Origin of the sequence: Synechococcus sp. MIT S1220 (genome assembly GCF_047303025.1) — a bacterium.
GTDB lineage: Bacteria > Cyanobacteriota > Cyanobacteriia > PCC-6307 > Cyanobiaceae > Parasynechococcus.
This window is the reverse complement of record NZ_CP138939.1, coordinates 542,164-565,811: the sequence shown is the minus strand read 5'-3', so window position 1 is coordinate 565,811 and position 23,648 is coordinate 542,164. Positions and strand designations below refer to the sequence as shown.

At 59.2% G+C, this 23,648-nt stretch carries 20 protein-coding genes; 11 read left to right on the top strand and 9 right to left on the bottom strand.

What is annotated here, in order from left to right; translation table 11 throughout:
* Nucleotides 1-17: 17 nt before the first annotated feature.
* Together SIB64_RS02805 and alaS are read right to left on the bottom strand one after the other, a co-directional pair.
* The gene (locus SIB64_RS02805; RefSeq protein ID WP_413441807.1) at nucleotides 18-722 is read right to left on the bottom strand and encodes a Crp/Fnr family transcriptional regulator; all 705 of its coding nucleotides are present in this window, start codon (nucleotides 720-722) and stop codon (nucleotides 18-20) included.
* A gap of 707 nt (nucleotides 723-1,429) precedes the next feature.
* Nucleotides 1,430-4,105, bottom strand: a complete 2,676-nt coding sequence (gene alaS, locus SIB64_RS02800; RefSeq protein WP_413441806.1) for an alanine--tRNA ligase — start codon at nucleotides 4,103-4,105, stop codon at nucleotides 1,430-1,432.
* A gap of 24 nt (nucleotides 4,106-4,129) precedes the next feature.
* Between alaS and SIB64_RS02795 the strand changes: the two genes are divergently transcribed.
* The 5 genes from SIB64_RS02795 to SIB64_RS02775 all read left to right on the top strand — a co-directional run bounded on the left by SIB64_RS02795 (nucleotide 4,130) and on the right by SIB64_RS02775 (nucleotide 9,826).
* Nucleotides 4,130-4,546: a hypothetical protein gene (locus tag SIB64_RS02795; protein ID WP_413441805.1), complete on the top strand. Its 417-nt coding sequence runs from the start codon at nucleotides 4,130-4,132 to the stop codon at nucleotides 4,544-4,546.
* Nucleotides 4,543-7,740, top strand: a complete 3,198-nt coding sequence (locus tag SIB64_RS02790; protein ID WP_413441804.1) for a DEAD/DEAH box helicase — start codon at nucleotides 4,543-4,545, stop codon at nucleotides 7,738-7,740. Before SIB64_RS02795 ends, SIB64_RS02790 begins: the two co-directional genes overlap by 4 nt.
* A gap of 2 nt (nucleotides 7,741-7,742) precedes the next feature.
* The gene (locus tag SIB64_RS02785; RefSeq protein WP_413441803.1) at nucleotides 7,743-8,630 is read left to right on the top strand and encodes an SWIM zinc finger family protein; all 888 of its coding nucleotides are present in this window, start codon (nucleotides 7,743-7,745) and stop codon (nucleotides 8,628-8,630) included.
* Between the two features lie 22 nt (nucleotides 8,631-8,652).
* Nucleotides 8,653-9,129 carry an MEKHLA domain-containing protein gene (locus tag SIB64_RS02780; RefSeq protein WP_413442847.1) on the top strand — a complete coding sequence of 159 codons (477 nt, stop codon included), beginning with the start codon at nucleotides 8,653-8,655 and terminating at the stop codon, nucleotides 9,127-9,129.
* A gap of 304 nt (nucleotides 9,130-9,433) precedes the next feature.
* Nucleotides 9,434-9,826, top strand: coding sequence for an Hsp20/alpha crystallin family protein (locus SIB64_RS02775; protein WP_413441802.1), 393 nt, complete (start codon nucleotides 9,434-9,436; stop codon nucleotides 9,824-9,826).
* A gap of 106 nt (nucleotides 9,827-9,932) precedes the next feature.
* Here SIB64_RS02775 and SIB64_RS02770 read toward each other — a convergent pair whose 3' ends face one another.
* Nucleotides 9,933-11,249: an NRAMP family divalent metal transporter gene (locus SIB64_RS02770; protein WP_413441801.1), complete on the bottom strand. Its 1,317-nt coding sequence runs from the start codon at nucleotides 11,247-11,249 to the stop codon at nucleotides 9,933-9,935.
* Between the two features lie 83 nt (nucleotides 11,250-11,332).
* On the opposite strand from SIB64_RS02770, the gene SIB64_RS02765 reads away from it, so the two are divergent.
* Nucleotides 11,333-13,084, top strand: a complete 1,752-nt coding sequence (locus SIB64_RS02765; RefSeq protein WP_413441800.1) for a flavin reductase — start codon at nucleotides 11,333-11,335, stop codon at nucleotides 13,082-13,084.
* Nucleotides 13,085-14,887: a flavin reductase gene (locus SIB64_RS02760; protein ID WP_413441799.1), complete on the top strand. Its 1,803-nt coding sequence runs from the start codon at nucleotides 13,085-13,087 to the stop codon at nucleotides 14,885-14,887.
* Here the strand turns inward: SIB64_RS02760 and SIB64_RS02755 are convergent.
* Entirely contained in the window at nucleotides 14,846-15,079 is a 234-nt protein-coding gene (locus tag SIB64_RS02755) for a hypothetical protein (protein WP_413441798.1), read from the bottom strand. The genes SIB64_RS02760 and SIB64_RS02755 overlap by 42 nt on opposite strands.
* A 22-nt stretch (nucleotides 15,080-15,101) precedes the next feature.
* Between SIB64_RS02755 and SIB64_RS02750 the strand changes: the two genes are divergently transcribed.
* The 3 genes from SIB64_RS02750 (at nucleotide 15,102) to SIB64_RS02740 (ending at nucleotide 16,785) form a co-directional block, all read left to right on the top strand.
* A complete protein-coding gene (locus SIB64_RS02750) occupies nucleotides 15,102-15,626 on the top strand; it encodes an NADPH-dependent FMN reductase (RefSeq protein ID WP_413441797.1) in 525 nt (174 codons plus the stop codon).
* The gene (locus tag SIB64_RS02745) at nucleotides 15,623-16,354 is read left to right on the top strand and encodes a pirin family protein (protein WP_413441796.1); all 732 of its coding nucleotides are present in this window, start codon (nucleotides 15,623-15,625) and stop codon (nucleotides 16,352-16,354) included. Before SIB64_RS02750 ends, SIB64_RS02745 begins: the two co-directional genes overlap by 4 nt.
* Nucleotides 16,355-16,578: 224 nt before the next feature.
* Nucleotides 16,579-16,785 carry a hypothetical protein gene (locus SIB64_RS02740; RefSeq protein WP_413442846.1) on the top strand — a complete coding sequence of 69 codons (207 nt, stop codon included), beginning with the start codon at nucleotides 16,579-16,581 and terminating at the stop codon, nucleotides 16,783-16,785.
* A 3-nt stretch (nucleotides 16,786-16,788) separates the two neighbouring features.
* On the opposite strand, the gene SIB64_RS02735 is transcribed toward SIB64_RS02740, so the two are convergent.
* From SIB64_RS02735 to SIB64_RS02720, 4 genes are all read right to left on the bottom strand, one after another.
* Nucleotides 16,789-17,028 carry a hypothetical protein gene (locus SIB64_RS02735; RefSeq protein ID WP_413441795.1) on the bottom strand — a complete coding sequence of 80 codons (240 nt, stop codon included), beginning with the start codon at nucleotides 17,026-17,028 and terminating at the stop codon, nucleotides 16,789-16,791.
* Between the two features lie 137 nt (nucleotides 17,029-17,165).
* Complete coding sequence (gene gcvP, locus SIB64_RS02730) at nucleotides 17,166-20,039, bottom strand: aminomethyl-transferring glycine dehydrogenase (RefSeq protein ID WP_413441794.1); 2,874 nt, start codon at nucleotides 20,037-20,039, stop codon at nucleotides 17,166-17,168.
* Between the two features lie 54 nt (nucleotides 20,040-20,093).
* Nucleotides 20,094-20,483, bottom strand: coding sequence for a glycine cleavage system protein GcvH (gene gcvH, locus SIB64_RS02725; RefSeq protein ID WP_413441793.1), 390 nt, complete (start codon nucleotides 20,481-20,483; stop codon nucleotides 20,094-20,096).
* An 11-nt stretch (nucleotides 20,484-20,494) separates the two neighbouring features.
* On the bottom strand, nucleotides 20,495-21,790 hold the full coding sequence (locus SIB64_RS02720; protein WP_413442845.1) for an aminotransferase class I/II-fold pyridoxal phosphate-dependent enzyme: 1,296 nt from the start codon (nucleotides 21,788-21,790) through the stop codon (nucleotides 20,495-20,497).
* 198 nt (nucleotides 21,791-21,988) lie between these two features.
* On the opposite strand from SIB64_RS02720, the gene SIB64_RS02715 reads away from it, so the two are divergent.
* A complete protein-coding gene (locus SIB64_RS02715; protein ID WP_413442844.1) occupies nucleotides 21,989-22,834 on the top strand; it encodes an acyl-CoA desaturase in 846 nt (281 codons plus the stop codon).
* 57 nt (nucleotides 22,835-22,891) lie between these two features.
* Here SIB64_RS02715 and SIB64_RS02710 read toward each other — a convergent pair whose 3' ends face one another.
* Nucleotides 22,892-23,632: a hypothetical protein gene (locus SIB64_RS02710; protein ID WP_413441792.1), complete on the bottom strand. Its 741-nt coding sequence runs from the start codon at nucleotides 23,630-23,632 to the stop codon at nucleotides 22,892-22,894.
* Nucleotides 23,633-23,648: the final 16 nt, after the last annotated feature.

Below are 23,648 nucleotides of genomic sequence, written 5' to 3'. Positions count from 1 at the left end.
TAAATTTTGAAAAAGTTCTATTTTTTCATTTCTGCTGGATCAACTAACCCTCTCTTGATCAAGGCTTGCAAATCAACAATCATCAGAGTTCCATCCTCTTCAACAACAGTACCTCTGGTGCGGAGCTTGCTTAAAGTCCGCGAAGCTGTTTCCCGGGCCAGCCCTGCCAGCAAACCGATTTCACGTTGTGCAAGGCAAGGAATTCGGGCGAGTGGATCTTGATCATGGGAACTTTTACGAGCCAAATAAGCCAAAGCATCCAACAATCGTGACGTTGCATCCGCAGACTGCAACGCGAAGCGACGATTCAAATCACGCAATCTTGATGTCTCCAAAGAGGCCAAGGCCAAGGCGAATCCAGCCTGTTGCCTGAGAAGGCTGGAAAATGGCTGAACACGAAGCTTGACCAACTCAACAGGAGTCAAGGTAACAACATCGGCTGAACGCACCGAGCCCTCTAGAGCCACCATCTCCCCAAACACATCGCCCTGCCCAAGCAAAGACATCACGACTTCATCACCATCAGCCGTATAAGTCCGCACCTTGGCGAGGCCGGACATCATCAGGAACACCGACTCGCCCCAATCCTGTTCCATCACCAGAACCTGATCAGCCTGATGGGACGTTTCACGATGTCGGTGAAGGATTAACTCAAGTTGCTCTGGATTGAGCGATGTAAAAAGAGGTATCTCATGCAGCTGTTCAGCGGACAGTGCTGGCATATCTCGCCTGGAATCAGTTCTTAGATAACCAATGTTAGCCGGGCTGTGAAGGGAGTTCCCAAAAACAATGAAACTCAAAAATCATCCTGGTGCCATAGCTTGAACCAATGTCGCAAAACAGGTCCCGCATTGATGAAAAACAACTGAACTTCATTCGATCCACCACATCCAGATCAACCCCCCAAAGCAAAGGACTGGACAAGCCCAAGTGGCCTGACAGCTGAGAGAGGCTGGATGAACACCGAGCAGAACCTGCCAAAGCCACGTCCATCATTCAACAACGCATGATTCAGACGAATGAATGATCAAAATCGACTCAGCACTTCAGGCAAAATCAAAACCAGACATTTGCAGATATCCAAAAAATCCTGATTTTAATCATCACAATTTTTCGATTCAATGGATCACACCAGCCCATCGCTCACTCCAAAATATCAAAAAATCAATTCACTAGATTGCCTCGCTCAATCAACAGCTTGCGAGTTCATCCGGCATGGCATTAATCGCGTGGATTTAACTTATGAGAGAAGCATCGTTGGCGATCCTGCACCACCAAGCTCGTGAATAGCAAAGATGCTCTTGAAGCAAAGAAGAATTCACTACTGCTGTCACCTGACATCAATCAAGGCCGACATTTTGAACACTTAGAATGGCACAATTAAAAGATAAATATTGGAACAGCCTTGTTCCTTTCGAGCTGTCCGCCCTCAGCCTGATATCGCTGCCAGTGTTTGGCTCAAATCCTCTCGAGCTTGAGCCAGCGCCCCATCGAGAGCGGCACCGTCTCGACCACCAGCCTGAGCGAGATTTGGACGGCCTCCTCCCCCTCCCCCGCACAATTTGGCAATGCCGCCGATGAATTTGCCCGCCTGCAGTTTCGCGGCAATCACCTGCTTGCCGAAAGCCGCGACAAGGATCACCTTGCCGAGGTCCTCGGGATTGGGCAGACCACCGAGCACCACAGCCGCTCCATCACCCAGCTGATCGGCAAGGCTCTGAGCGGCACCCTGCAGGCCGGCCCCATCCATGCCATCGAGCCGCTCCACCAAGAGCTGGCATGACCCGGCCGCAACGGCTTTGGACACCAGGGCCGCTGATTTCGCCACCGCCAGTTCGGCCTGCGCTGCCAACAGAGCTTTGCCCATGCTTTTGAGCTCCGCCTGAAGGGCCGCGACACGTTCCACGATCTCGCCCGGCTGAGCCTTGAAGCGATCACCTAGCTGCTTCACCACCGCATCACGCTCATTCAAGTAGGCCAAAACAGAGGCACCGGCGACCGCTTCGATGCGCCGAATGCCCGCAGCAACACCGCTTTCAGCAACGATTTTGAACAGGCCAATCTCAGCGGTATTCGCCACATGGGTGCCGCCGCAGAGCTCCATCGACACGCCTGGCACGTCAACGACGCGCACCACATCCGCATATTTCTCTCCGAACATCGCCACCGCCCCCGCAGCCTTGGCCTGGTCAATCGCCATCTCTTGCACCTCAAGGTCATGGGCTTCGGCGATCCAGCCGTTGATCAGGGTTTCGATCTGCACCAACTGATCGGCGCTGACGGCTTGGGGGCAATGAAAGTCGAATCGCAAGCGATCGAAATCGACCAAGGATCCGGCCTGACCGATGCCTGGATCCACCACCTGCTTCAACGCTGCCTGCAGCAGATGAGTCGCCGTGTGATTGGCCTGGGCCCGCCTGCGACAGGTGCGATCCACCTGGGCATTGACGCGATCACCCACGGCCAGTTGGCCCCGTTCGATGCGTCCGTCATGGACGAAAACATCACGCATCCGGCTGACGGCATCAACAGTGACGATCACATCACCACCTGACAACACACCGCGATCACCCACTTGACCACCCCCCTCCCCATAGAACGGGGTGGTGTCGAGCACGATCTGGACAGCATCTCCTGCAACAGCGTGGGATGCAGGCTCACCGTTCACCACCAACGCCTGGACACAGCTGGCGTGCTCCAGGGCTTCGTAACCCTTGAAGGCAGTCGCCGCCTGATCAGAGGCCACCTGCTCGATCGCATCCTGGAGGGTGAGATCGATGCTCACCGCCGCGGCCTTTGCCCGCTGGCGCTGCTCTTCCATAGCCACCTCGAAACCGTCGAGATCGACAGCCAAGCCTTGTTCCTCAGCAATTTCCTGGGTGAGCTCCAGCGGGAAGCCATAGGTGTCGTACAGCTCAAAGGCCTGGACACCACTGATCTGCATTGGCTTGGACGCCAGCAGCTCCGAGAGCAACTTTTCGCCCCGCTCAAGAGTTTCCAGGAATCGGGCTTCCTCCCGCTGCAGTTCTGCGAGGATCACCTCCTGGCGCTCGACAACGCTGGGGTAGGCACCCTGAAGCAACGTGATCGCCGCCTCGCCCATCGTCACCAAAAAGGGCCTGTTGATTCCCAGCAGGCGTCCATGGCGCACCACCCGACGTAGCAGGCGGCGCAGGATGTAACCACGCCCCAGATTGCTGGCGATAACGCCATCGCAGATCAACTGAGTGACGGCTCGGCTGTGATCGCCGATCACCTTCAACGACGTCTTTCCTTTGGCATCGAGCTGGTGATAGTCGACCCCCGCCAGATCTCCAGCAGCTTTGATCAGCGGAAAGATCAAATCGGTTTCGTAGTTGTTTGGAACCTTCTGCAGGATCTGCGCCATCCGCTCTAGGCCCATGCCGGTGTCGATGTTGCGGTTCGCCAGCGGCGACAGGCTCCCCTGTGCGTCGCGGTTGTATTGCATGAACACCAGGTTGTAGAACTCGATGAAACGGTCTTCGTCCTCCAGATCGATGCCCTCATTCCCCAGTTCGGGCTTGAAGTCGTAATAGATCTCCGAACAGGGTCCACAGGGGCCGGTCGGGCCTGAGGCCCAGAAGTTGTCGGCCTCATCCATGCGAATGATCCGCTTGGGATTGACCCCCACCACATCACGCCAGATCTGTTCGGCTTCGTCGTCTTCGCGGAACACGCTCACCACAAGATTGCTCGGATCAATGCCGAAGACTTCTGTGCTGAGCTCCCAAGCCCACTCGATCGCCTGCTGCTTGAAGTAATCCCCGAAGGAAAAGTTGCCGAGCATCTCGAAGAACGTGTGATGGCGTGCTGTGCGACCCACGTTCTCGATGTCGTTCGTTCGAATGCACTTCTGGGAGCTGGTTGCCCGCGGCGCCGGTCGCTCCTGCTGACCCAGGAAAACCGGTTTGAACGGCAACATCCCAGCGATGGTGAGCAACACCGTTGGATCCTCCGGAATCAGTGACGCGCTAGGCATTCGCTGATGCCCACGCTCTGCAAAAAACCGCAGGAACGCCTCCCGGATCTCTTCACCGCTGCGGGGTGCAGACGCTGCAGATGACGACGATGCGGCGGCGGCCATGGAAGGGAGAGATGATCCAGCTTCATGATCGCCCCTGAGCCGCCGGCAGCTTTGGCCGTTTCTCCAAGCGATTCCGACATTCGTGCCCAGTTACGCCTGAAATCGATCGGATGGGCCCTACTGGCCGGCATCAGCGCTGGGCTGATCAGTCTCGGCTGGGGGCTGGAAGCCGTGATCCGCTCTGGGGGATGTGGACTCTTTTATGGACTGCTCGCCTTCCACCTGCACCGGGCGGATCCCGACGACAGCCATCTACAGGCCGGGCTTGTGGGGGCAATCTGCGGAGTACGCAGCCTGGGAATGCCCCTAACACTTGACAAGTGGCAGCTCGATAGCCTGGGATTGGTGGGGGTTGAACTCCTACAGGGTTGGCTGCCGTTGATCGGCAGTGCTCTCCTCCTCCACGGCACCCATCGCTTCCTGCCCGCGTCGCGGCCATGAGCCTGCTGCACGCCACCTGGCTTCCAGCCATCCGCACCGACAACAGTTCCGGACAGCCGGCGCTGTTGATTTGGGCTGACACCTGGCGCGTGGCGACTCCTCAGGGGCCTGGGCTGACTCCGGCCCTGCACCCCTTCAGCCTGAGCAGCGATGATCTCTCGGCTTGGCTTGGTGAACAGGATCTCCTACCAAACGGCAGTATCCATGCGACGGCCTGCCTCACCCTGCCGAGCCGCGCGGTGAAACCACGGCGCAGCCGAAGCAAGCCAACGGACCCCCCCGCCGAGGAACCGGCTTGGACCGGTCTCCCCCTCCAGGCAGGGGAACCGATTCCAAAGCAGACCGAATGGTGGCCCTGGCAGGTCCAGGGCCTTGCCCTCGAACCGAGAGCTGCCACCGACTGGCTCTCGCGCCTGCCGCTCTCCGACGGCCATCCTGATCTGGCGGACGAGCTCCGCTGGTGGAGCCATCTGCAGCGGTGGGCACTCAGTCTTGTTGCCAGGGGACGCTGGATCCCGCAGGTGGAACTGAGCAAGGGCGACGGCTACCCCCACAGAGCCCGCTGGGTGCCGTTGCTGAACCGAGAAGAGGATCGCCGGCGCCTCGAAGATCTCGCGGCCAGCTTGCCGTTGGTCGCCACCTGTGCCCTTCCCTGGCGAGAGCCCATGGGGCGCCGCAGCAACCGCATGACCCGGTTGCGGCCGGAGGCAATGCGGGCCGCCAATCCCGTGGCCTGCTGCCGCCCGCGCAGCGGCCGGCTCCGGGTGGCAACCCTGCTGGAGGATCTCGTCGACGCCCTACTAAGGCAGAACTTTCAGCCATCCCAAGACGGCCTTGACCCCCTGCTGAGCACCTGGCAGGACGCTCTCGGATCCGAGTCGGGTGTCATTGAGTTGGGCGAGGAGGATGCCGAACGTCTTGCCGCCGCCAGCCTTCACTGGCGGCAAGGGATCTCAGGCGGGTTTGCCGCCGCCCGCACCTGCCTGGAACTGCTCACGCCAGCGGAAGGTGAAGACCTCTGGGAACTGCGCTTCGCCCTGCAAGCCGAAGCCGATCCAAGCCTGAAACTACCGGCAGCGGCAGCCTGGGCCTCCGGCGCTGAAACACTGCAACTGGGAGAGGTGAAAGTTGAACAGCCCGGTGAGGTGTTGCTGGAGGGTTTGGGGCGGGCCCTGACGGTGTTTGCACCGATCGAGCGTGGACTGGAAAGCGCCACCCCGGAAACGATGCAGCTCACACCTGCTGAAGCGTTCGTTCTGGTGCGGACCGCCACCCAGCAACTCCGCGATGCCGGCGTCGGCGTGGAACTTCCCCCCAGCCTGTCGGGTGGCTTGGCCAGTCGCCTTGGCCTGGCGATCAAAGCGGAACTGCCGGAGCGATCCAGCGGTTTCACCCTCGGCGAAAGTCTCGACTGGAGCTGGGATCTAATGATCGGGGGAGTGACCCTGACGCTGCGGGAGCTGGAGCGGCTCAGCGGCAAGCGCAGCCCGCTGGTGCGCCACAAGGGTGCCTGGATCGAATTGCGCCCCAACGATCTCAAAAATGCAGAGCGCTTCTGCAGTGCCAATCCCGAGCTGAGTCTTGATGATGCCCTCCGGATCACAGCTGCGGAAGGCGATCTGCTGATGCGCCTCCCAGTGCATCAATTCGATGCTGGTCCAAGGCTTCAGGGGGTTCTTGAGCAATACCACCAGCAGAAAGCCCCGGATCCCCTCCCCGCACCTGACGGCTTCTGCGGCCAACTTCGGCCCTATCAGGAACGGGGCCTCGGCTGGTTGGCCTTCTTGCATCGTTTCGACCAGGGCGCCTGTCTCGCGGACGACATGGGCCTGGGCAAAACGATCCAACTGCTCGCCTTCTTGCAACATCTCAAGGCGGAACAGGAACTGAAGCGCCCAGTCCTGCTGGTGGCGCCCACCTCGGTGCTGACGAACTGGCACCGCGAAGCAGAGGCCTTCACGCCCGAGCTTTCTGTAAGGGAGCATTACGGCCCCCGCCGCCCTTCCACCCCTACTGCCCTCAAAAAAGCACTGCAGGATGTTGATCTGGTACTCACGAGTTACGGGCTGTTGCAGCGGGACAGCGAATTGCTGGAAAGCCAGGATTGGCAGGGGGTTGTGATCGATGAAGCCCAGGCGATCAAAAACCCTGGCGCCAAGCAGAGCCAGGCCGCCCGTGACCTGGCGCGCACCAGCCGCAGCAAGAGCAACCGCTTCCGCATCGCTCTAACCGGCACTCCGGTGGAGAACCGGGTCAGCGAGCTTTGGGCTCTGATGGATTTCCTCAATCCAAAAGTGCTCGGAGAAGAGGACTTCTTCCGCCAGCGGTATCGGATGCCGATCGAGCGGTACGGAGATATGGCGTCGCTGCGAGACCTGAAGTCACGCGTCGGGCCCTTCATTCTTCGCCGACTCAAAACCGACAAGGCGATCATTTCCGACCTCCCGGAGAAGGTCGAGCTGAGCGAATGGGTTGGGCTCAGCAAGGAGCAAAAATCGCTTTACAGCAAAACGGTGGAAGACACGCTGGATGCCATTGCGAGGGCTCCACGCGGCCAGAAGCATGGTCAGGTGCTGGCGCTGCTCACCAAGCTCAAGCAGATCTGCAACCACCCGGCGCTTGCTCTGGACGAAGGCGCCGTGGGAGATGGCTTCCTGACCCGTTCTGCCAAGTTGCAGCGGCTTGAAGAGATCCTCGACGAAGTGATTGAGGCGGGCGATAGGGCTCTGCTGTTTACCCAGTTCGCCGAATGGGGCCACCTGCTCCAGGCCTGGATGCAGCAGCGTTGGAAGGCGGAGGTCCCCTTCCTCCATGGCGGGACGAGGAAGAGTGAGCGCCAGGCCATGGTGGATCGTTTCCAGGAGGATCCTCGCGGCCCGCAGCTCTTCCTTCTTTCACTCAAGGCCGGTGGTGTCGGCCTCAACCTCACCCGTGCTAGCCACGTGTTCCATGTGGACCGCTGGTGGAACCCTGCTGTGGAGAACCAGGCCACCGACCGGGCCTACCGGATCGGGCAGACCAACCGGGTGATGGTGCACAAGTTCATCACCGGTGGTTCGGTGGAGGAGAAGATCGATCGGATGATTATGGAGAAGTCCCGCCTGGCTGAGGATGTAATTGGTTCCGGAGAGGACTGGCTCGGCAGCCTCGGCGGTGATCAATTGCGTGATCTTGTCTCCCTCGAAGACACCTGACCATGACCATCAGCAACAGCAATAGCCAAGGCATCACGGCCATCGGCGATGACGGCCTGGGGCAGCAACCCTGGTGGGTTGAGCAATGGATGGAGCTGATCAACGGCTACCGCTTCAAGAAACGGCTTGAGCGGGCCTGGGGATACGCCCGGGAGGGCAATGTGACCTCGATCCGCTTCGAAGGCCGGCGGGTTCATGCCCGCGTTCAGGGCACCGGTGAAGACCCCTACAAAGTGAAGTTATGGCTTGATGTCCTCAACGATGAAGACTGGGGATATGTGCTGGAGGCCCTGGCCCAGAAGGCACGATGGTCGGCCCAATTGCTGGCCGGGATCATGCCGGCAGACATCGAACGCGCCTTCGCCGCCAGTGGCAAGCGACTGTTCCCCTTCAAGCTTCAGGAGGTGCGCAGCGAATGCAACTGCCCGGACAAGGCCAATCCGTGCAAACACATCAGTGCGGTGTATTTCCTGATGGGGGATCGTTTCAGCGAAGATCCCTTTGTGTTGTTTCAGCTCCGTGGTCGCACCCGGGCCAAGCTGCTGGAAGACCTCGCTGAATACCGCCGCAAAGCCCTGGCGGAACTCGCGGAACAATCAGAAGCCTCTGGCGATACCAAGAGCTCGGAGGAGACCACTCCATTACCACCCCATCCCGCGGTGCAGGAACCATCTCTGTGGTGGCGATACAACCGCAACCTGGATGGCGATCTTGTGGTGATCACCCCGGCGATGGATGGCGACACGGGCCTGGATGCCGCCGGAGAACTGCCGCTAGCGGAGGAACCGCGATTTCCAGACGCACGGGAACTATTTTTGAGAAATCTGCGCAGTCACGGCCAGGCGACGGCCCAGCGCGCCATGCTCCAGGCCATGAAAGCAGGCCACTGAGGTCAACCTGGCCGTGGTCGAGATGTCCGAAGCCCCCTGGCTGAGTGCAGAGAAGCAAGGACTGACCACCCTGATCCTGCACTCCCACGAGCGGGCCTTTGGTCGTCCTCTAATCGCATCCAGACGACATGGAGCCTCAGAACGGATGCGGTGCCAGGAGCTGTTCTCCTGTGGATTCCCTGTACTGGCCCATGGGATCGAAGCTGATCCGCAACTGAGTTACGCCAACGCCAGTGCCCTGCTGCTCTGGCAAACGACCTGGAACAAGCTGATCGGCCTGCCGTCCAGACTCACTGCGCCTGCATCAGAACGCGGTGATCGCGAGTCCGCCCTCACTCAAGCGCTCGCCATCAAGGCAATCAGTGGATACAGCGGCATCCGCATCAGCCGCAGAGAGAAGCGATTCATGATCAACAACGCTCGCGTTTGGTCGATCAGCGACAACCGCGAACAGGTGCTGGGTCTGGCTGCGAGCTTCAGCGACTGGTGGTGGATCTGATCACGTTTCTACGATCCTGCGGCAAAACATCAGATCACGATGACTCAGACGATCTCGTCAGCAAAAGACCATTCATAAAACACGTGTCCAAAAGCCCTTGATGTTCGAAAAATAACGGCGGTGAATTTACAGATCAGTCACGATTCGGTTGATACACCTTTTAATTCGTAGCCGCCGAACCTGGTGAGGCAGACCGATCAACAACGGACGGTTCTCACCCTTCTAAATCCAATTCACAGGGCGCAGATTGTGACGGCGGGCGATCAAACCAGTCCGCAGATGTTCACTCTACGGATCAACAATCATGCTGACTCTGCGTCAATCACCCTTTGATGTGTTCGAACGCCTCGAACAACAACTTGCCACTGCTGAGCGAGTGCCCCATGCCGAAATCGTCGAGACTGATGAGAATTACACCGTTCGGCTCGAATTGCCCGGCGTCGACCGAAAGTCCATCGACGTGAAAGCGACCGATCGCAATCTGGCGATCTCTGCCGAGCGCCCGGCAAGCAACAGCGAAAGCAACCAAGCCCCACTGCTCAGCGAATTCCGCAGCGGCACCTGGAGCCGCAGCTTCCGCTTCCCCCACAGCCTGAATCGCCAGCAAGTGAAGGCCCTCTACCGGGATGGCATTCTCGAAATCGTGGCAGGAAAAGCCGTGGAACACACCAGTGTCTCCGTGACGGTGGAGGCCTGAACCACTCGGCGCACAAGGGCTTCATCGATGAGGAACGAACGGATCCCGCCCCCGCCACTGCGGGGGCTTTTTCATGCCAAGCCAGCACCCGCCGCGGATCCTTTGCTTAGCCCCCCAGACCGAAGAAGGCGTTGGCGATGAACAACAGGCTGAACCCGCTCAGAAACCCCAAACCGATCCAGGAGAGTGCGCGCATCCCAAGCCCATAACGGTGCTCAGGCGGCACGGGATCGTGATTGATCGTATCCATCGCCATCCATGCGAACACTGGCGCTGTCAGGAAACTGCCTGTCATCGCACCGAAGACAAATTGCGGCACTGTGATGCCTCCACTTCGCGCCCAGATCAAGGCACCGATCGCCACCATGAGGTGGATGACAACCCAAAGACTGAAGCGGCGGCGCTGTTGGGCCTGAAGCGCTTCGGGGGTTGGATCACCCAGCCAGAGACCCTGAATCGCAGCGATGCTGCGGGGGTAGGCATCAAGGCAGGTGATGGTGGTACTGAACATCGCCGCGAATGCGGCGGGAATGATCACCCAGGCAGCCCAGCCCCCCATGGCTTCGGTGTAAAGGCGGATCAGATTTTTCGCGAAGGAGAGGCCGCTGCCGCTCAACATCCCCTCCCCCGTTCCATACATCGTGTAAGCGCCCAAGATCACAAACAACACTGCAGTGATCAGTGAAATCAGATAGCCAACGTTGAAGTCAGCCTCGGCTTCCGCCAATGAAGCGGTGTGTTGGGTGTCGCGGGCACGCGAAAACATCCAGAGGGATGGCCAGACGCACAGTTCAATCGGTCCTGGCATCCACCCCATCAGCGGGATCAGAAATGCGAGGTTGGCGATGGTCCAGGGGCTTGGTTGACTGCTGATCCAGCTCGATGCCACATCTCCAACGGGACCGCGCATCAGCAACGTTGCAGCCGCCACAGCCGTAAGCAGAGTCAACAATGCGACCAATACCTTCGAGAGTCGATCCAGCAGCCTGTATTGGCCGAACAACAAGACCAACCCACTCACCAAAAGCACGGCGATCGCCAGTCCGTATGAGCTGAGCGCTGAAAGCAAGGGCACATTGGTGAGCAAGTCACCCGCCACGAAGCTGACCGCAGCAATCGTGATCGTGCCGGTTGCAAGGGTGACCAGCAGGTAGATCGCCGGATAGGCCGGATTCCGGCGCTGAAACCCTTCTAACAGCGACAACCCTGTCACGGCTGTGAAACGACTGCCCACCCGCAGGAAGGGATATTTCAAACAATTGGTCAGAACAATCAGACCGACCAGGGCAAAGCCGAAGCGTGCCCCGGCGGTGGTCGAGGACATCAGGTGCGAACCACCAATACAGGCTGCTGCAAACAAAATTCCCGGGCCGATGCTCTTGCGCAAGGCAACGACACCTGAACCGGCCGCTTCCATGGCCATGGGATCTCTCGAGATCAATCCATCCTGCAGGGACAGCGACCCGGAAAGTCTTCGTACAGTCGACGCCGAAGAAGGCTGATTTCATGGTCATTGCCCCCGTTGTCGAGTCGCGCCTGAGCCTGCAGAGCGAGGCGATTGCCACGGACACGACCACCATCCGTTCTCTGGATTGGGATCGCAGTCGCTTCGACATCGAATTCGGCCTGCGGAACGGCACCACCTACAACGCATTTCTCATTAGGGGCGAGCGCACCGCCCTGATCGACACCAGCCATGCCAAGTTTCGGGACACTTGGATACCTCTTCTGAAAAATCAGATCGATCCCAAATCGATCGATGTATTGATTGTGAGTCACACCGAACCCGACCATTCGGGGCTGATCGGTGACTTGATTGATCTCAATCCTGAGATTGAAATCGTGGGATCGAAAGTGGCATTGCAATTTCTGAAAGATCAGGTTCACAGGCCTTTCCAATCCCGTGCCGTTAAATCAGGTGATGAGCTGAATCTCGGCACCAACCTGGAGAGCGGAATCGAGCACAGGTTCGAATTCCTCAGTGCCCCGAATCTGCACTGGCCCGACACGATTTTTTCGTTTGATCACGGCACTGGCATCCTCTACACCTGCGATGCGTTTGGACTTCACTACTGCTCAGACGATCTCTTCGACAGCGATCCAGGGGCCATCGCTCCCGACTTTCGCTTTTATTACGACTGTTTGATGGGGCCCAACGCCCGCAGCGTTCTGCAAGCCTTAAAACGCATGGACGGTTTGCCGGACATCAACACTGTTGCTGTTGGCCACGGTCCACTGCTGCGCCATCACCTCAGCCATTGGCTCGCCGATTACAAGGAATGGAGCAGCCAACGCAGCAAGGGTGAGAGCTATGCCGCAGTCTGTTATCTGAGCCAGTACGGCTTCTCCGATCGGATCAGCCAGGCGATCGCCCACGGCATCGGAAAGGCAGAAGCCCAGGTGCAGCTCATCGACCTCCGGGCCACCGATGCCCAGGAACTGACGGCACTGATCGGCGATGCCAAAGCCGTGGTCGCACCCACCTGGCCCGCGGAACCGGACGGCGACCTGCAGACAGCCATCGGGACCTTGCTTGCAGCACTGACCCCCAAGCAGCTGGTCGGCGTCTATGACGCCTTTGGCGGAAACGACGAGCCGATTGACGCGGTTGCTGATCAGCTGCGCAGCCAAGGACAGAAACAGGCCTTCGCGCCGCTACGCATTCGTCAGTTGCCCCAGGGCAGTGACTACCAACGCTGTGAGGAGGCTGGCACCGATCTCGGCCAGCTGCTCACAAAAGAGAAAACGATCGCAGCGATGAAGAGTTTGGATGGCGATCTCGACAAGGCCCTCGGCCGCCTGAGTGGGGGTCTGTATGTCGTGACCGCGAGCCAGGGGGACGGTGAGGCACAGCGGCGGGGCGCGATGGTCGCCAGCTGGGTGAGTCAGGCGAGCTTCTCACCTCCTGGGATCACTGTTGCTGTGGCCAAAGACCGGGCGATTGAAGCCCTGATGCAAGTGGGGGACCGGTTTGTCCTCAACGTGCTGCGCCAGGACAACCACCAGGACTTATTGCGGCACTTTCTGAAGCGCTTCCCCCCCGGTGCCGATCGCTTCGCGGGCGTGAACCTGCTGGAGGGAGCGGCGCAGGGCGGGCCTGTGCTCAGTGAAGCCTTGGCCTTCCTGGGCTGCCAGGTGGAGCAGCGCATGGAGGGGCCGGACCACTGGATCATCTACGCCGTGGTGGAGCAGGGCAACGTGGCTGACGCCGACGCTGTCACCGCCGTACACCACCGCAAAGTGGGCAACCACTACTGAATGATCGTGTCCAGCACCACTGACCAACGTCACACCATCCAATTGCCGATCGATGGAGGGGTGCTCAGCCTGCGTGGCCTGAGTCCGCGGCGTCATCGCTTTGAACTGGAATACGCCCTGGAGCGGGGCAGCACCGCCAACAGCTTTCTGTTCGAAGCGGACGACGACCATCCAGCTGTTCTGGTGCATCCCCCCGGAACGGCGTACAGCGACGTGTTTCTTCCAGCGCTTGCGGACGTCCTCCCGAACTGTGACCAGCCGCTTCGGATCGTTGTCGGCCATGTAAACCCGAACAGGGTGGCTCTGCTTCGCAACCTGGCCGAAACCCGCTCTCAACTTGAACTGATCGCCTCCAATGCTGGCGCCAAACTGCTGAGAGAACTCTGGAACCAGCGCAAACCCACCCCACCGGGGCAGGGCACAGACCCACCACCGCTTCCGGACCTTCCACCCATGCGGGTGATCCGTCATGAAGAGACTCTTCCATTGGCGCATGGACGAGATCTGCTGCTTCTGGCAGTTCCGACACCCCGATGGCCCGGAGGATTGCTCGCCTTTGAGGCAAGCCTCGGTCTCCTGATGAGCGACAAATTTTTCAGCGCCCATCTCTGCACCGACAACTGGGCTGAGACCAATCGCAGCAGCACGGACGAGGAGCGTCGGCATTTCTACGACTGCCTGATGGCCCCGATGGCTCGTCAGGTGGAGTCCCTGGTGGATCGTCTCGAGGAACTCGACATCCGCACGATTGCCCCGGGCCATGGTCCAGCCATCGACAGCAGCTGGAGGAGTTTGCTAAGCGATTACCGCCGCTGGGGAGAAAGCCACCAACAGGCCAGCTTGAATGTGGTTCTTCTGTACGCCAGCGCCTACGGCAATACGGCGGCCATTGCCGACGCCCTGGCCAAGGGCGTGAGCCGCACTGGGATCCGCGTGAACAGCCTCAACTGTGAATTCACCCCAAGCGACGAGCTGATCGCCTCGATTCATCAGGCAGACGCCATCATGATCGGGTCGCCCACCCTGGGCGGTCATGCACCAACACCGGTCGTCTCTGCCCTTGGCACCGTGCTTGCGGAGGGCGACCGAAGCAAACCTGTCGGCGTGTTCGGCAGTTTCGGCTGGAGCGGTGAAGCGGTGGACCTCCTAGAGACCAAGCTGCGGGACGGTGGATTTCAGTTCGGATTCGAGCCGATTCGAGTCAAGTTCAGCCCGGATACAGCCAAGGTGAAGCAGCTGGAGGAAACCGGAACCCGCTTTGCACGCCAGTTACTGAAAGCCCAAAAGCGCGCACAACGGCGCAGTGCCGGTGGGCTGAGCGAAAGTCGCAGCGATCCGGCAGTGATCGCCCTCGGCCGTGTGATCGGATCCCTCTGTGTTTTAACGACCCGAAAAGGCGAACTCAGCGGCGCCATGGTCGCCAGCTGGGTGAGCCAAGCCAGCTTCTCTCCACCGGGGATCACCATCGCTGTAGCGAAGGATCGCGCCGTCGAAGCCCTGCTGCACAAAGGAGACCGTTTTGCATTGAACGTGCTGGCTGAAGGACGTGAAACCGGTCTGATGAGACAGTTTCTTCAGCCGTTCGACCCCGGTGCGGACCGCTTTTCCGGGTTGGAGCTTCAGGACAGCCCAGCCGATCAGCCCCTTCTGCCCGATGCATTGGCCTGGCTTGAGGGGGAGGTGTCGCAGCGCATGGAGTGCGGTGACCACTGGCTGCTTTACGCCCGCGTCAATCACGGTGGAGTGTTTGACCTGACGGGTTCAACAGCTGTGCACCATCGCCGCAGTGGCGCCAACTATTGAGATCAGATCATGCACATCAACTGGCGTTGACGCTCTGACCAACGGGAGATCGACAACGCCATCGGTGACCGTAAGGGTTTCGGGCATCACAGCCTGACGGCCAGACGAAACAAGCCATGATCGATCGGGACGATCCTGGTTCAGATCAGCTAGCAGTGGGTTGTGGACCCATCTCAGGACGATCAGGATCAATACAGAGGAATTGTTGAATCAAATGGCTGACCAACCTGTTGACCTGCTCGTGATCGCGGCCAGCAATGGGGAAAATCTCAAGCTTGCAGAACGCTTTGTGGAGGGTGCATCCCCCAGAGGGGCAAGCTGCGAACTTCTGGACCTGACCACGCTGAACTTACCGGTCTTCACACCAAGGATCAAAGGCGACACACCACCACAAGGTCTTTCTGCCCTTGAAAAGCAGTTGTCCAGGGCGCAGCGCTGGGTGATCTGTGCCCCGGAATACAACGGTTCAATCCCCCCTGTCCTGAGCAATGCAATCGCATGGCTTTCTGTTCAGGGTTCCGATTTCCGCGCTCTCTTCAATGGTCGTCCTGTGGTCATTGCCAGCGTGTCGGGCAGTGGAGGAATGGAATTGCTGGTCAGCCTCAGGATCCAACTCATTCACCTCGGCGCCCAAGTAGTAGGCCGTCAGTTGCACAGCACAAAAAGCAAACCACCTCGCCAGGAGACCATCGATGACCTGCTGGCACGCCTCCTGCAGCTCCAACCGTTGACCCTGTGAAACTTCGCCGCAGTTCCGAGCGCTTCCACAGTCAGAACGATTGGCTGGACTCCTGGCACAGTTTTGCTTTTGCTGATCACTACAGCCCGGATTGGAAGGGATTTGGCCCTTTGCGAGTCATCAATGACGACACCATTGCCGCTGGACGCGGGTTTGGCATGCACCATCACCGCGATGTGGAAATCATCACGGTGATGGTGGCTGGACGACTTACCCATCAGGACTCCATGGGGCATGAGGAGGTCCTGAACGCGGGAGAAGTGCAACGCATGAGCGCTGGAACCGGACTTGTTCACAGTGAAATGAACCGAGACGCTTCCGCCTGCAGGCTGATTCAGATCTGGATCGAACCCAGAGACAACAACCTGCCACCGGCTTACGAACAGAAAGCGTTTGCGATCGGCCGGGAATGGACAGCCCTTCTGGATCCCAAAGGACAGCACGGAGCGATGGCCGTCGAGCAAACCGTTCAACTGTGGCGCGCTCAACCTCAGCCGGGTGATCGCCTATCGATACCCCGAATGGCAGAGGGATCAAAAATCTGGATGCAGGTCATTGATGGAGCGATCGAATCGATGACTCAACAGGGAAAACAGATGCGCCTGGAACGAGGGGATGGCGTCGGCATCGATCGGGACGACCCAAGATTTGCGACGCTGATTGGGTCTGAATCAGGCGCTGACATCCTCCTGTTCAGCATGAGAGATACAGAGCAAGCAGGACACTAGATGTGGACAACCCAGCTCAATTTGGACGGTATCGTTTCATACAAACCGAGTCAATTGATACAGAGAAGGCATGGGTTGAAGTCGAAACATCGCAGTTGCCGTCAAGGGTCAGCTGCTTGAAGTTTGAAGATCAGAACCAAGCCGAAAAACTTTCCGTACAAACCGGCAACACCACATCTTGTGCGGTGAAATAACGATGCCACGAATCAATGATCCCTCGAGCGATGGGATTTGTGATGAATCATTCCGAAGCAATTCGCTACCGGGGCTTTCTCTTGCTCCCCCAAAACAATCAAAGCTGGTTGGTTCGCCCTGAACGAAGCCCAATGGCCCTACTTCCATTCAGGACACCCACCTGCTCTCTTGAAGATGTCAAAGCGTTATTGGACTGGAGGCTTTCTCAGGAATCGATTGAAATCAAGGTGGCGTGATCTTCAGGCTGCAGCCGGAGGGGGCGTTGGCGCTCCAGAAGGCTGCAGAGGGATGACAAGAGTGTGCCAATGAGCGGGTTTTGCCGGCCGGCTGCGCCTGGCTTGGCGAACACCGAAGGGAACCCTCACCACATTTGTGCCATCCACCTGCAGGGTATGACCGCGCTTGAAGGCCGATTCCAGCCCTTCGGGCAGAGGGGGAAGACTCGGTGATGGATTGGAATTGAGATTGATCCGATCCATAGGTCTTCCGGGCTTACGCGCCAGTTGTCGGACAGTTTGATGACAAGCGCAAGGGGAACGCCCGAAATCAAACCAAATTTTCCGTTTTCCATGAAAATTTAACCTGCGCTGCGCCCGAAGACCAGATCAAAGAAGACTCAAGCCGCCTCCGCAAGGTCTTCCACCGATGGACAGGTGCAGACAAGATTGCGGTCACCAAAAGCATTGTCAATCCGTGCGACAGCCGGCCAGATTTTGTTCTGCTCCTGCCCAGGCATCGGGAACACGGCAACGGTCCGGCTGTAAGGACGATCCCAGTCATCGGCCAGGGCAGCTGCCATCGTGTGCGGCGCCCGCTTCAGGGGGTTGTTGAGGGGATCCATGCGACCGGATTCAATGTCCCTCGCCTCGGAGCGGATGGCGATCATGGCGTCGCAGAACCGATCCAGTTCACAAAGGCTTTCACTTTCCGTTGGCTCCACCATCACCGTGCCTGCAACAGGCCAACTGACGGTTGGGGCATGGAATCCGAAATCCATCAAACGTTTGGCAATGTCGTCCACATCGAGACCGGCACTGCGCTTCAGGGGGCGAAGATCAAGAATGCATTCATGGGCTACACATCCCGTTGGTCCCCTGAACAGCACGGGGTAATGCTCGTCGAGACGATGCGCCAAGTAGTTCGCCGCGAGCAGAGCGACAGCACTGGCCTGACGGAGTGCCGTTGCTCCCATCATCCTTAAATACATCCAACTGATCGGCAGGATGCCGGCACTGCCCAAAGGAGCGGCCGACACGGGGCCGATCGCCGTTCCGGCAGATGTTGTGAGGGGATGCCCCGGCAGGAAAGGGGCAAGATGGGTCGCCACTCCGATCGGACCGACCCCAGGACCACCCCCCCCATGGGGAATGCAGAACGTCTTGTGAAGATTCAAATGACAGACATCGGCGCCATAGGCCCCGGGCCTGCAGAGACCAACCTGGGCGTTCAAGTTGGCTCCGTCGAGATACACCTGACCTCCGTTTTGATGGATCAAGTCGCAGATGCTCCGAATTCCTGGCTCAAAGACCCCATGGGTTGAGGGGTAAGTGACCATCAGGGCGGCCAGGCGATCAGCGTGCTCGAGCACCCGTGCCGCAAGGTCCTCCTGATCGATGTTTCCCTCCTCGTCGCAGGCCACCGGCACAACACGCAAACCCGCCATCACCGCACTTGCAGGGTTGGTGCCGTGGGCACTGGTTGGGATCAGGCAAACATCACGATGGGATTCGTTGCGTGACAGGTGCCAGGCCCGGATCACCAGCAGCCCCGCGTATTCACCCTGAGATCCGGCATTGGGTTGAAGCGATACAGCAGAAAAACCCGTCAGCGCCGCCAACCAGGTTTCAAGATCCACTGCGAGGCGTGCGTAACCGGAGGACTGATCAGCAGGCGCGAAGGGATGAAGAGCTGCGAAATCCGGCCAGCTCACGGGCAGAAGTTCAGCAGCTGCGTTGAGCTTCATGGTGCAGCTTCCAAGCGGAATCATGCCGTGCACCAGGGACAGATCACGGCTGACCAGACGTTGGATATATCGCATCAGCTCCGTCTCGCTGCGGTACCGATGGAAGACCTCCTGCGTCAGCCAGGGACCGCTGCGGAGGGGAACGCCATCCAGATCCCCGGTCACGGTGGCGACAAGAGCCGGGGGATCCCGATCCACTGCAGCAGCCAGGGCACCGATCAGCGCCTTGAGTTCTTCATCGGTGCTGCATTCATCAAGTGCAATACCGAAGCCAGTCGCCTCAGCGAGGGCTGCCCCATGGGGGAGGACCTGAAGGTTGAAGCCCGCCGCCGCCGCTGCGCGATGCACGGCCGGCGCCCATGGAGTGTCCACCACCAGGGAATCGAACCTTGGTTGAACCTCGAGAGGGAAACCCAGCGCTCGCAGTGCCGCTTCCAACCGCTGCCGACGAACAACAATTCGACGCGCAATGGACGTCAAACCTTCCGGGCCGTGATGGACGGCGTAGAACGACGCCATTACAGCCAACAGCACTTGTGCCGTGCAGATGTTGCTCGTGGCCTTGTCGCGGCGGATGTGCTGCTCACGGGTCTGAAGAGCAAGTCTTAGAGCCGCTCGACCCTCAGCATCTTTCGAACGGCCAACCAAGCGACCGGGAATCTGACGCTTGAAGGCATCCCGCGTTGCGAAGAAAGCAGCATGGGGTCCTCCGAATCCCATCGGTACACCCAATCGCTGGGCGCTGCCGACAGCGATGTCAGCACCCAGCTCCGCCACCGGAGCCATCAGGGTCTGGGCGAGGGGGTCGACTGCAACGGTGACCAGAGCACCGACGGCATGACACTCAGCGATCAATGACGTGGGATCCCAGAGACGCCCATCCGCCCCCGGCAATTGCAGGAGCATTCCGAAGACCTGCTCGTCGGGAACGACATCGTCAGGTCGAATCCGATCGAGCTGAATCCCAAGTGGTTGAGCACGGGTTTGAAGAACAGCCCAGGTCTGCGGCAAAACCGCCGCATCGACAAGAAAGCGTTTGGCCCCGGAACGTCGGCACACCGAATAACTCAATGCCATCGCCTCAGCGGCCGCAGTTGCTTCGTCCAGCAACGAGGCATTGGCAATGGGCAGGCCCGTGAGCTCACTGATCAGGGTCTGAAAGTTGAGCAAGGCCTCAAGACGACCCTGGGCAATCTCCGCCTGGTATGGGGTGTATGCGGTGTACCAAGCCGGGTTTTCGAAGACGTGCCGTTGGATCAGCGCCGGCGTCGCTGTTCCGTGGTATCCGAGGCCGATGAGTGATCGGCGCCGTTGATTGGTTGCAGAGATGTCACGCAGGTCCTGCAACGCTGTGGCTTCATCGCAACCTGTCGGCAACACCTCGGCTGGTGGCTCTGAATCAAGGATGTCTCCGGGAACAACGTCTGCGATGAAGGCATCAAGATCGCTGTAGCCGAGTGCGGCAAGCATCCGCTGCTGATCCTCTTCTCCGGGCCCGAGGTGGCGCTGCAGGAAAGGGGAAGACAAGTCCGCGGCCGCGTAAGTGCAGCAGATCGTAAAGAAGGATGACCGGAACCGATGTCAGTCGGCATTCACCTTCATGCCGTAGGCCGCCGCATCGAGCAGAGACTCCAGTTGAGTCAGGTCTTTGGGCCGCACAACGAGAAGCCACCCTTCTCCATGGGGGTCGTTCTGCAATTGCTCCGGGCTGTCGAGAACAGCGTCGTTGCGTTCTACAACCTCTCCATCCAAAGGCGCATACATGTCCTCAACCGCCTTGACGGACTCAACGGAACCGAAGCTGCTGCCCTTGCTGAGATCAGCACCCACCTCTGGCAAGTCGACGAAAACGATGTCACCAAGCTGATCGACGGCGAACGCACTGATTCCAACCCGTACCAGTTCGCCATCAGCATTGGCGTACTCGTGGCTGTCGGCAAAGCGGAAGGAGGCAGGAAACTCGAACGCCATCGGTGAACGGTTCAGGCCTTCCCAGTCTGCGGGAGATCAATCAGCCCTGCCGCATCCAACGCCGTGAGCGCGTCGGTCAGAGCCAATCGAACATGGGTGCGATGGGTTCCACCCTGAACGAAAAGATCGAAAGGTTCACGGAGAGGGGCATCTGCGGAAAATTCGCTGGTGGATCCATCAATGAACGTGCCCCCGGCCATCACCAACGCACTGGCATAGCCAGGCATTTCCGCTGGCACGGGATCGAGATATGACCCAACGGGCGAACAGGCCTGAAACGCACGACAGACGATCTTGAGGGCCTCGGGGGTGCCCAAGCGAACGGCCTGAATCAGATCGCTGCGCATGCCCCCCGCAACCGGTTGAACAGTGAAGCCAAGACGGGCGAAAACGCCAGCCACGAGATCGGCACCGATCAGGGCTTCGGAAACCATTTGCGGCGCGAGGAAGATCCCCTGCAACACCAGGCGCTGGAGATCAAACCCGGTTCCGCCATCCATACCGATTCCAGGGGCCGTCAACCTGCAGCACGCTTGGCGGACCAGATCAGCCCTTCCCGCCACGTACCCCCCCGCCGGCGCGATGGTGCCACCAGGATTTTTGATCAGGGATCCGGCGATCAGATCCGCGCCCACAGCGGGAGGCTCCACCGCTTCAACAAACTCTCCGTAACAGTTGTCAACGAAGCAAACGCAGTCGGGCTGACGATCGTGAATTCGCTCGCACAGGTCGCCGATCTGGGCGATGGACAGCGATGGCCTCCAGCTGTAGCCGCAGCTCCGCTGAATCAGAACCAGCCGCGCTGAACGGCTCAAGGCACAATCGAGCGCCAACCCATCAACCACTCCGCTGGGGCTGAGTGCAATTTCGTCGTAGGTGATCCCGAATTCAGCCAAGGATCCCTGCCCGTGGCCGCGCAAGCCGATCACTTCCTCGAGCGTGTCGTAAGGACGTCCCGTGACCGATAGCAGGCGGTCCCCAGGCCGCAGTACGCCAAACAGAGCTGCAGCGATGGCATGGGTTCCACTGACGAACTGCAGCCGAACGGCAGCAGCCTCGGCGCCCAAAACGCGCGCGAACACCCGATCGAGAACGTCCCTCCCCTGGTCACCATGGCCGTAGCCGGTTAGCGAGGCGAAATGCTGCGTCCCAAGCCGCTCGCCTCGGAAGGCATCAAGCACCCGCTCCAGTCCTTGCTGCACCGCAGCGGTGCGAAGCGCCGCCTGGGGCTCCTGTTCCCTGGCAACGTTCTCAACCAAATCCCGGGCTCGCGCCCGGGCGGGATGGTCAACTTCACCACTCTTCACCGCGTCACTCCCGGCGCCAGCACTGCAGCATGCCCCCCCGGCCACAGATCAGCCCGGCAATTCCTTTAGATTTCGGTCGCTAATGGCACCATCCGCTCCGGGGTTCCCTGCATGAGCGGCTCTGTCACCCCTGGAGTTTTCCTGTTGGTTTCCACGCAAACAGCTGACACTCGTGAGCTTCGGCAACGAGCAGCCGTGATGGCTCCCCGCGGACCGCTCCCCGTCCGCCAGCGCCGCCTCAAGATGGGGACCACCGGCTTCATGCTGGTCATGCACGTGCTGTCCACCGTTGCCCTACTGCCGCGGTTCTGGAGCTGGCAGGGTCTCGTTGCGTTCGGTGTTCTGTACTGGGCGACCGTTCTGGGTGTGACCCTCGGACTCCATCGATTGGTGGCCCACCGCAGCCTGGTGGTGCCCGGCTGGGTGGAGCGGATTCTTGTGGTGATGGGGACCCTCGCGTGCCAAAGCGGTCCGATTGAGTGGGTTGGCCTTCACAGACATCACCACCGCTATTCCGATCAACCCACCGATCATCATGATGCGGGCCGGGGGCTGTGGTGGAGTCATAGCGAGTGGATGTTGCATGAGATCCCAGCTCTTAAAGAACTCGATCGCTATGCCGGTGATTTGCTGAGAGATCCGTTTTATCGGTGGCTCGATCGCTGGTTTTTGCTGCTGCAGATTCCCCTGGGCCTGGGGTTGTACTGGTACGGCGAAGCGGCACAGGTCAACGGCGGTGGACTCGGCTTGGTTCTGTGGGCGATCCCACTTCGACTTGTGGTTGTGTATCACGTCACCTGGTTGGTGAACTCAGCCACCCATGCCTTCGGCTACAGGAATTTCGACTGTCCCGATCTGTCCAGAAATTGCTGGTGGGTTGCACTTCTGTCCTTCGGAGAGGGCTGGCATAACAATCACCACGCCTTTCCATCCAGCGCTCGCCATGGATTGCGCTGGTTTGAATTCGATTTGACCTGGATGCATATCCAACTGCTCAAAAGACTTGGCCTGACCCGTCGCGTGCGCCAGGCCCACTATCCATAAATCAAGGTGGTGTTCGGGCCGATTCATCAGTTCACAGCCTGAACTGAATTCAGCAGGTCACCGTTCACCCTCAAGGTTTTTGGCTCGGGCACGCAACTGAGTGAGAAAGCCATCAGCTCCGCTCTTTCCCGATCCACCCAGCGCCTGATGGGTAGCGAACAGGTCGAGCAGTTCACCATCCAGCTCCTCAGCGTTGTAGTCCCGCATGCCGGCCATAACCTCTGCAAATCGATCACGACGCTGATTCTTTTTGACGGGATAGGCCTTCATCACCTGCTCGCGACAGAAGCGCCAGCGACGGCCCCCACAAAGATGTTCAGCCAGGGCTGCACTCAGAGCCGAAGCTTCATCAGCATCGATTCGCCAATCAAACCCTGGCGGAAGTGGAGCCAGACCAACGAAGATCTCAAACAAGGCACCAGCGCTTAGGGGGTCTCCTCCAGCATCCACAAGAGGTGCATGACCATCAACGAGGATCTGGAGAAGTTCGGGGTGAGACTCCTCCAGACCAGTTCGGATGGACTCCAGCCCTCCCATTAACAACGCATTGGCCTGACCAAGAGCAAGAAACACCTCCGGCCCAGGAGCTGCAAGCTTGCCGTTCCGCAGGTTGGAAATCTGGGAATTGTGCACACGGCCGAGATCAAGGGCATCGGCAAAGGTGGGCAACACCTTGTGGGACCAGCCATTTCGTTCGTGCCAGACATGAACGAGATGAGCCATCGCACGGCGACCATCCGTCAATCGCTCGCGATACCCCATGGCCATGCGATCAGAGCACTGCCGAGAATCTACCATTTGATACGGATTCTTA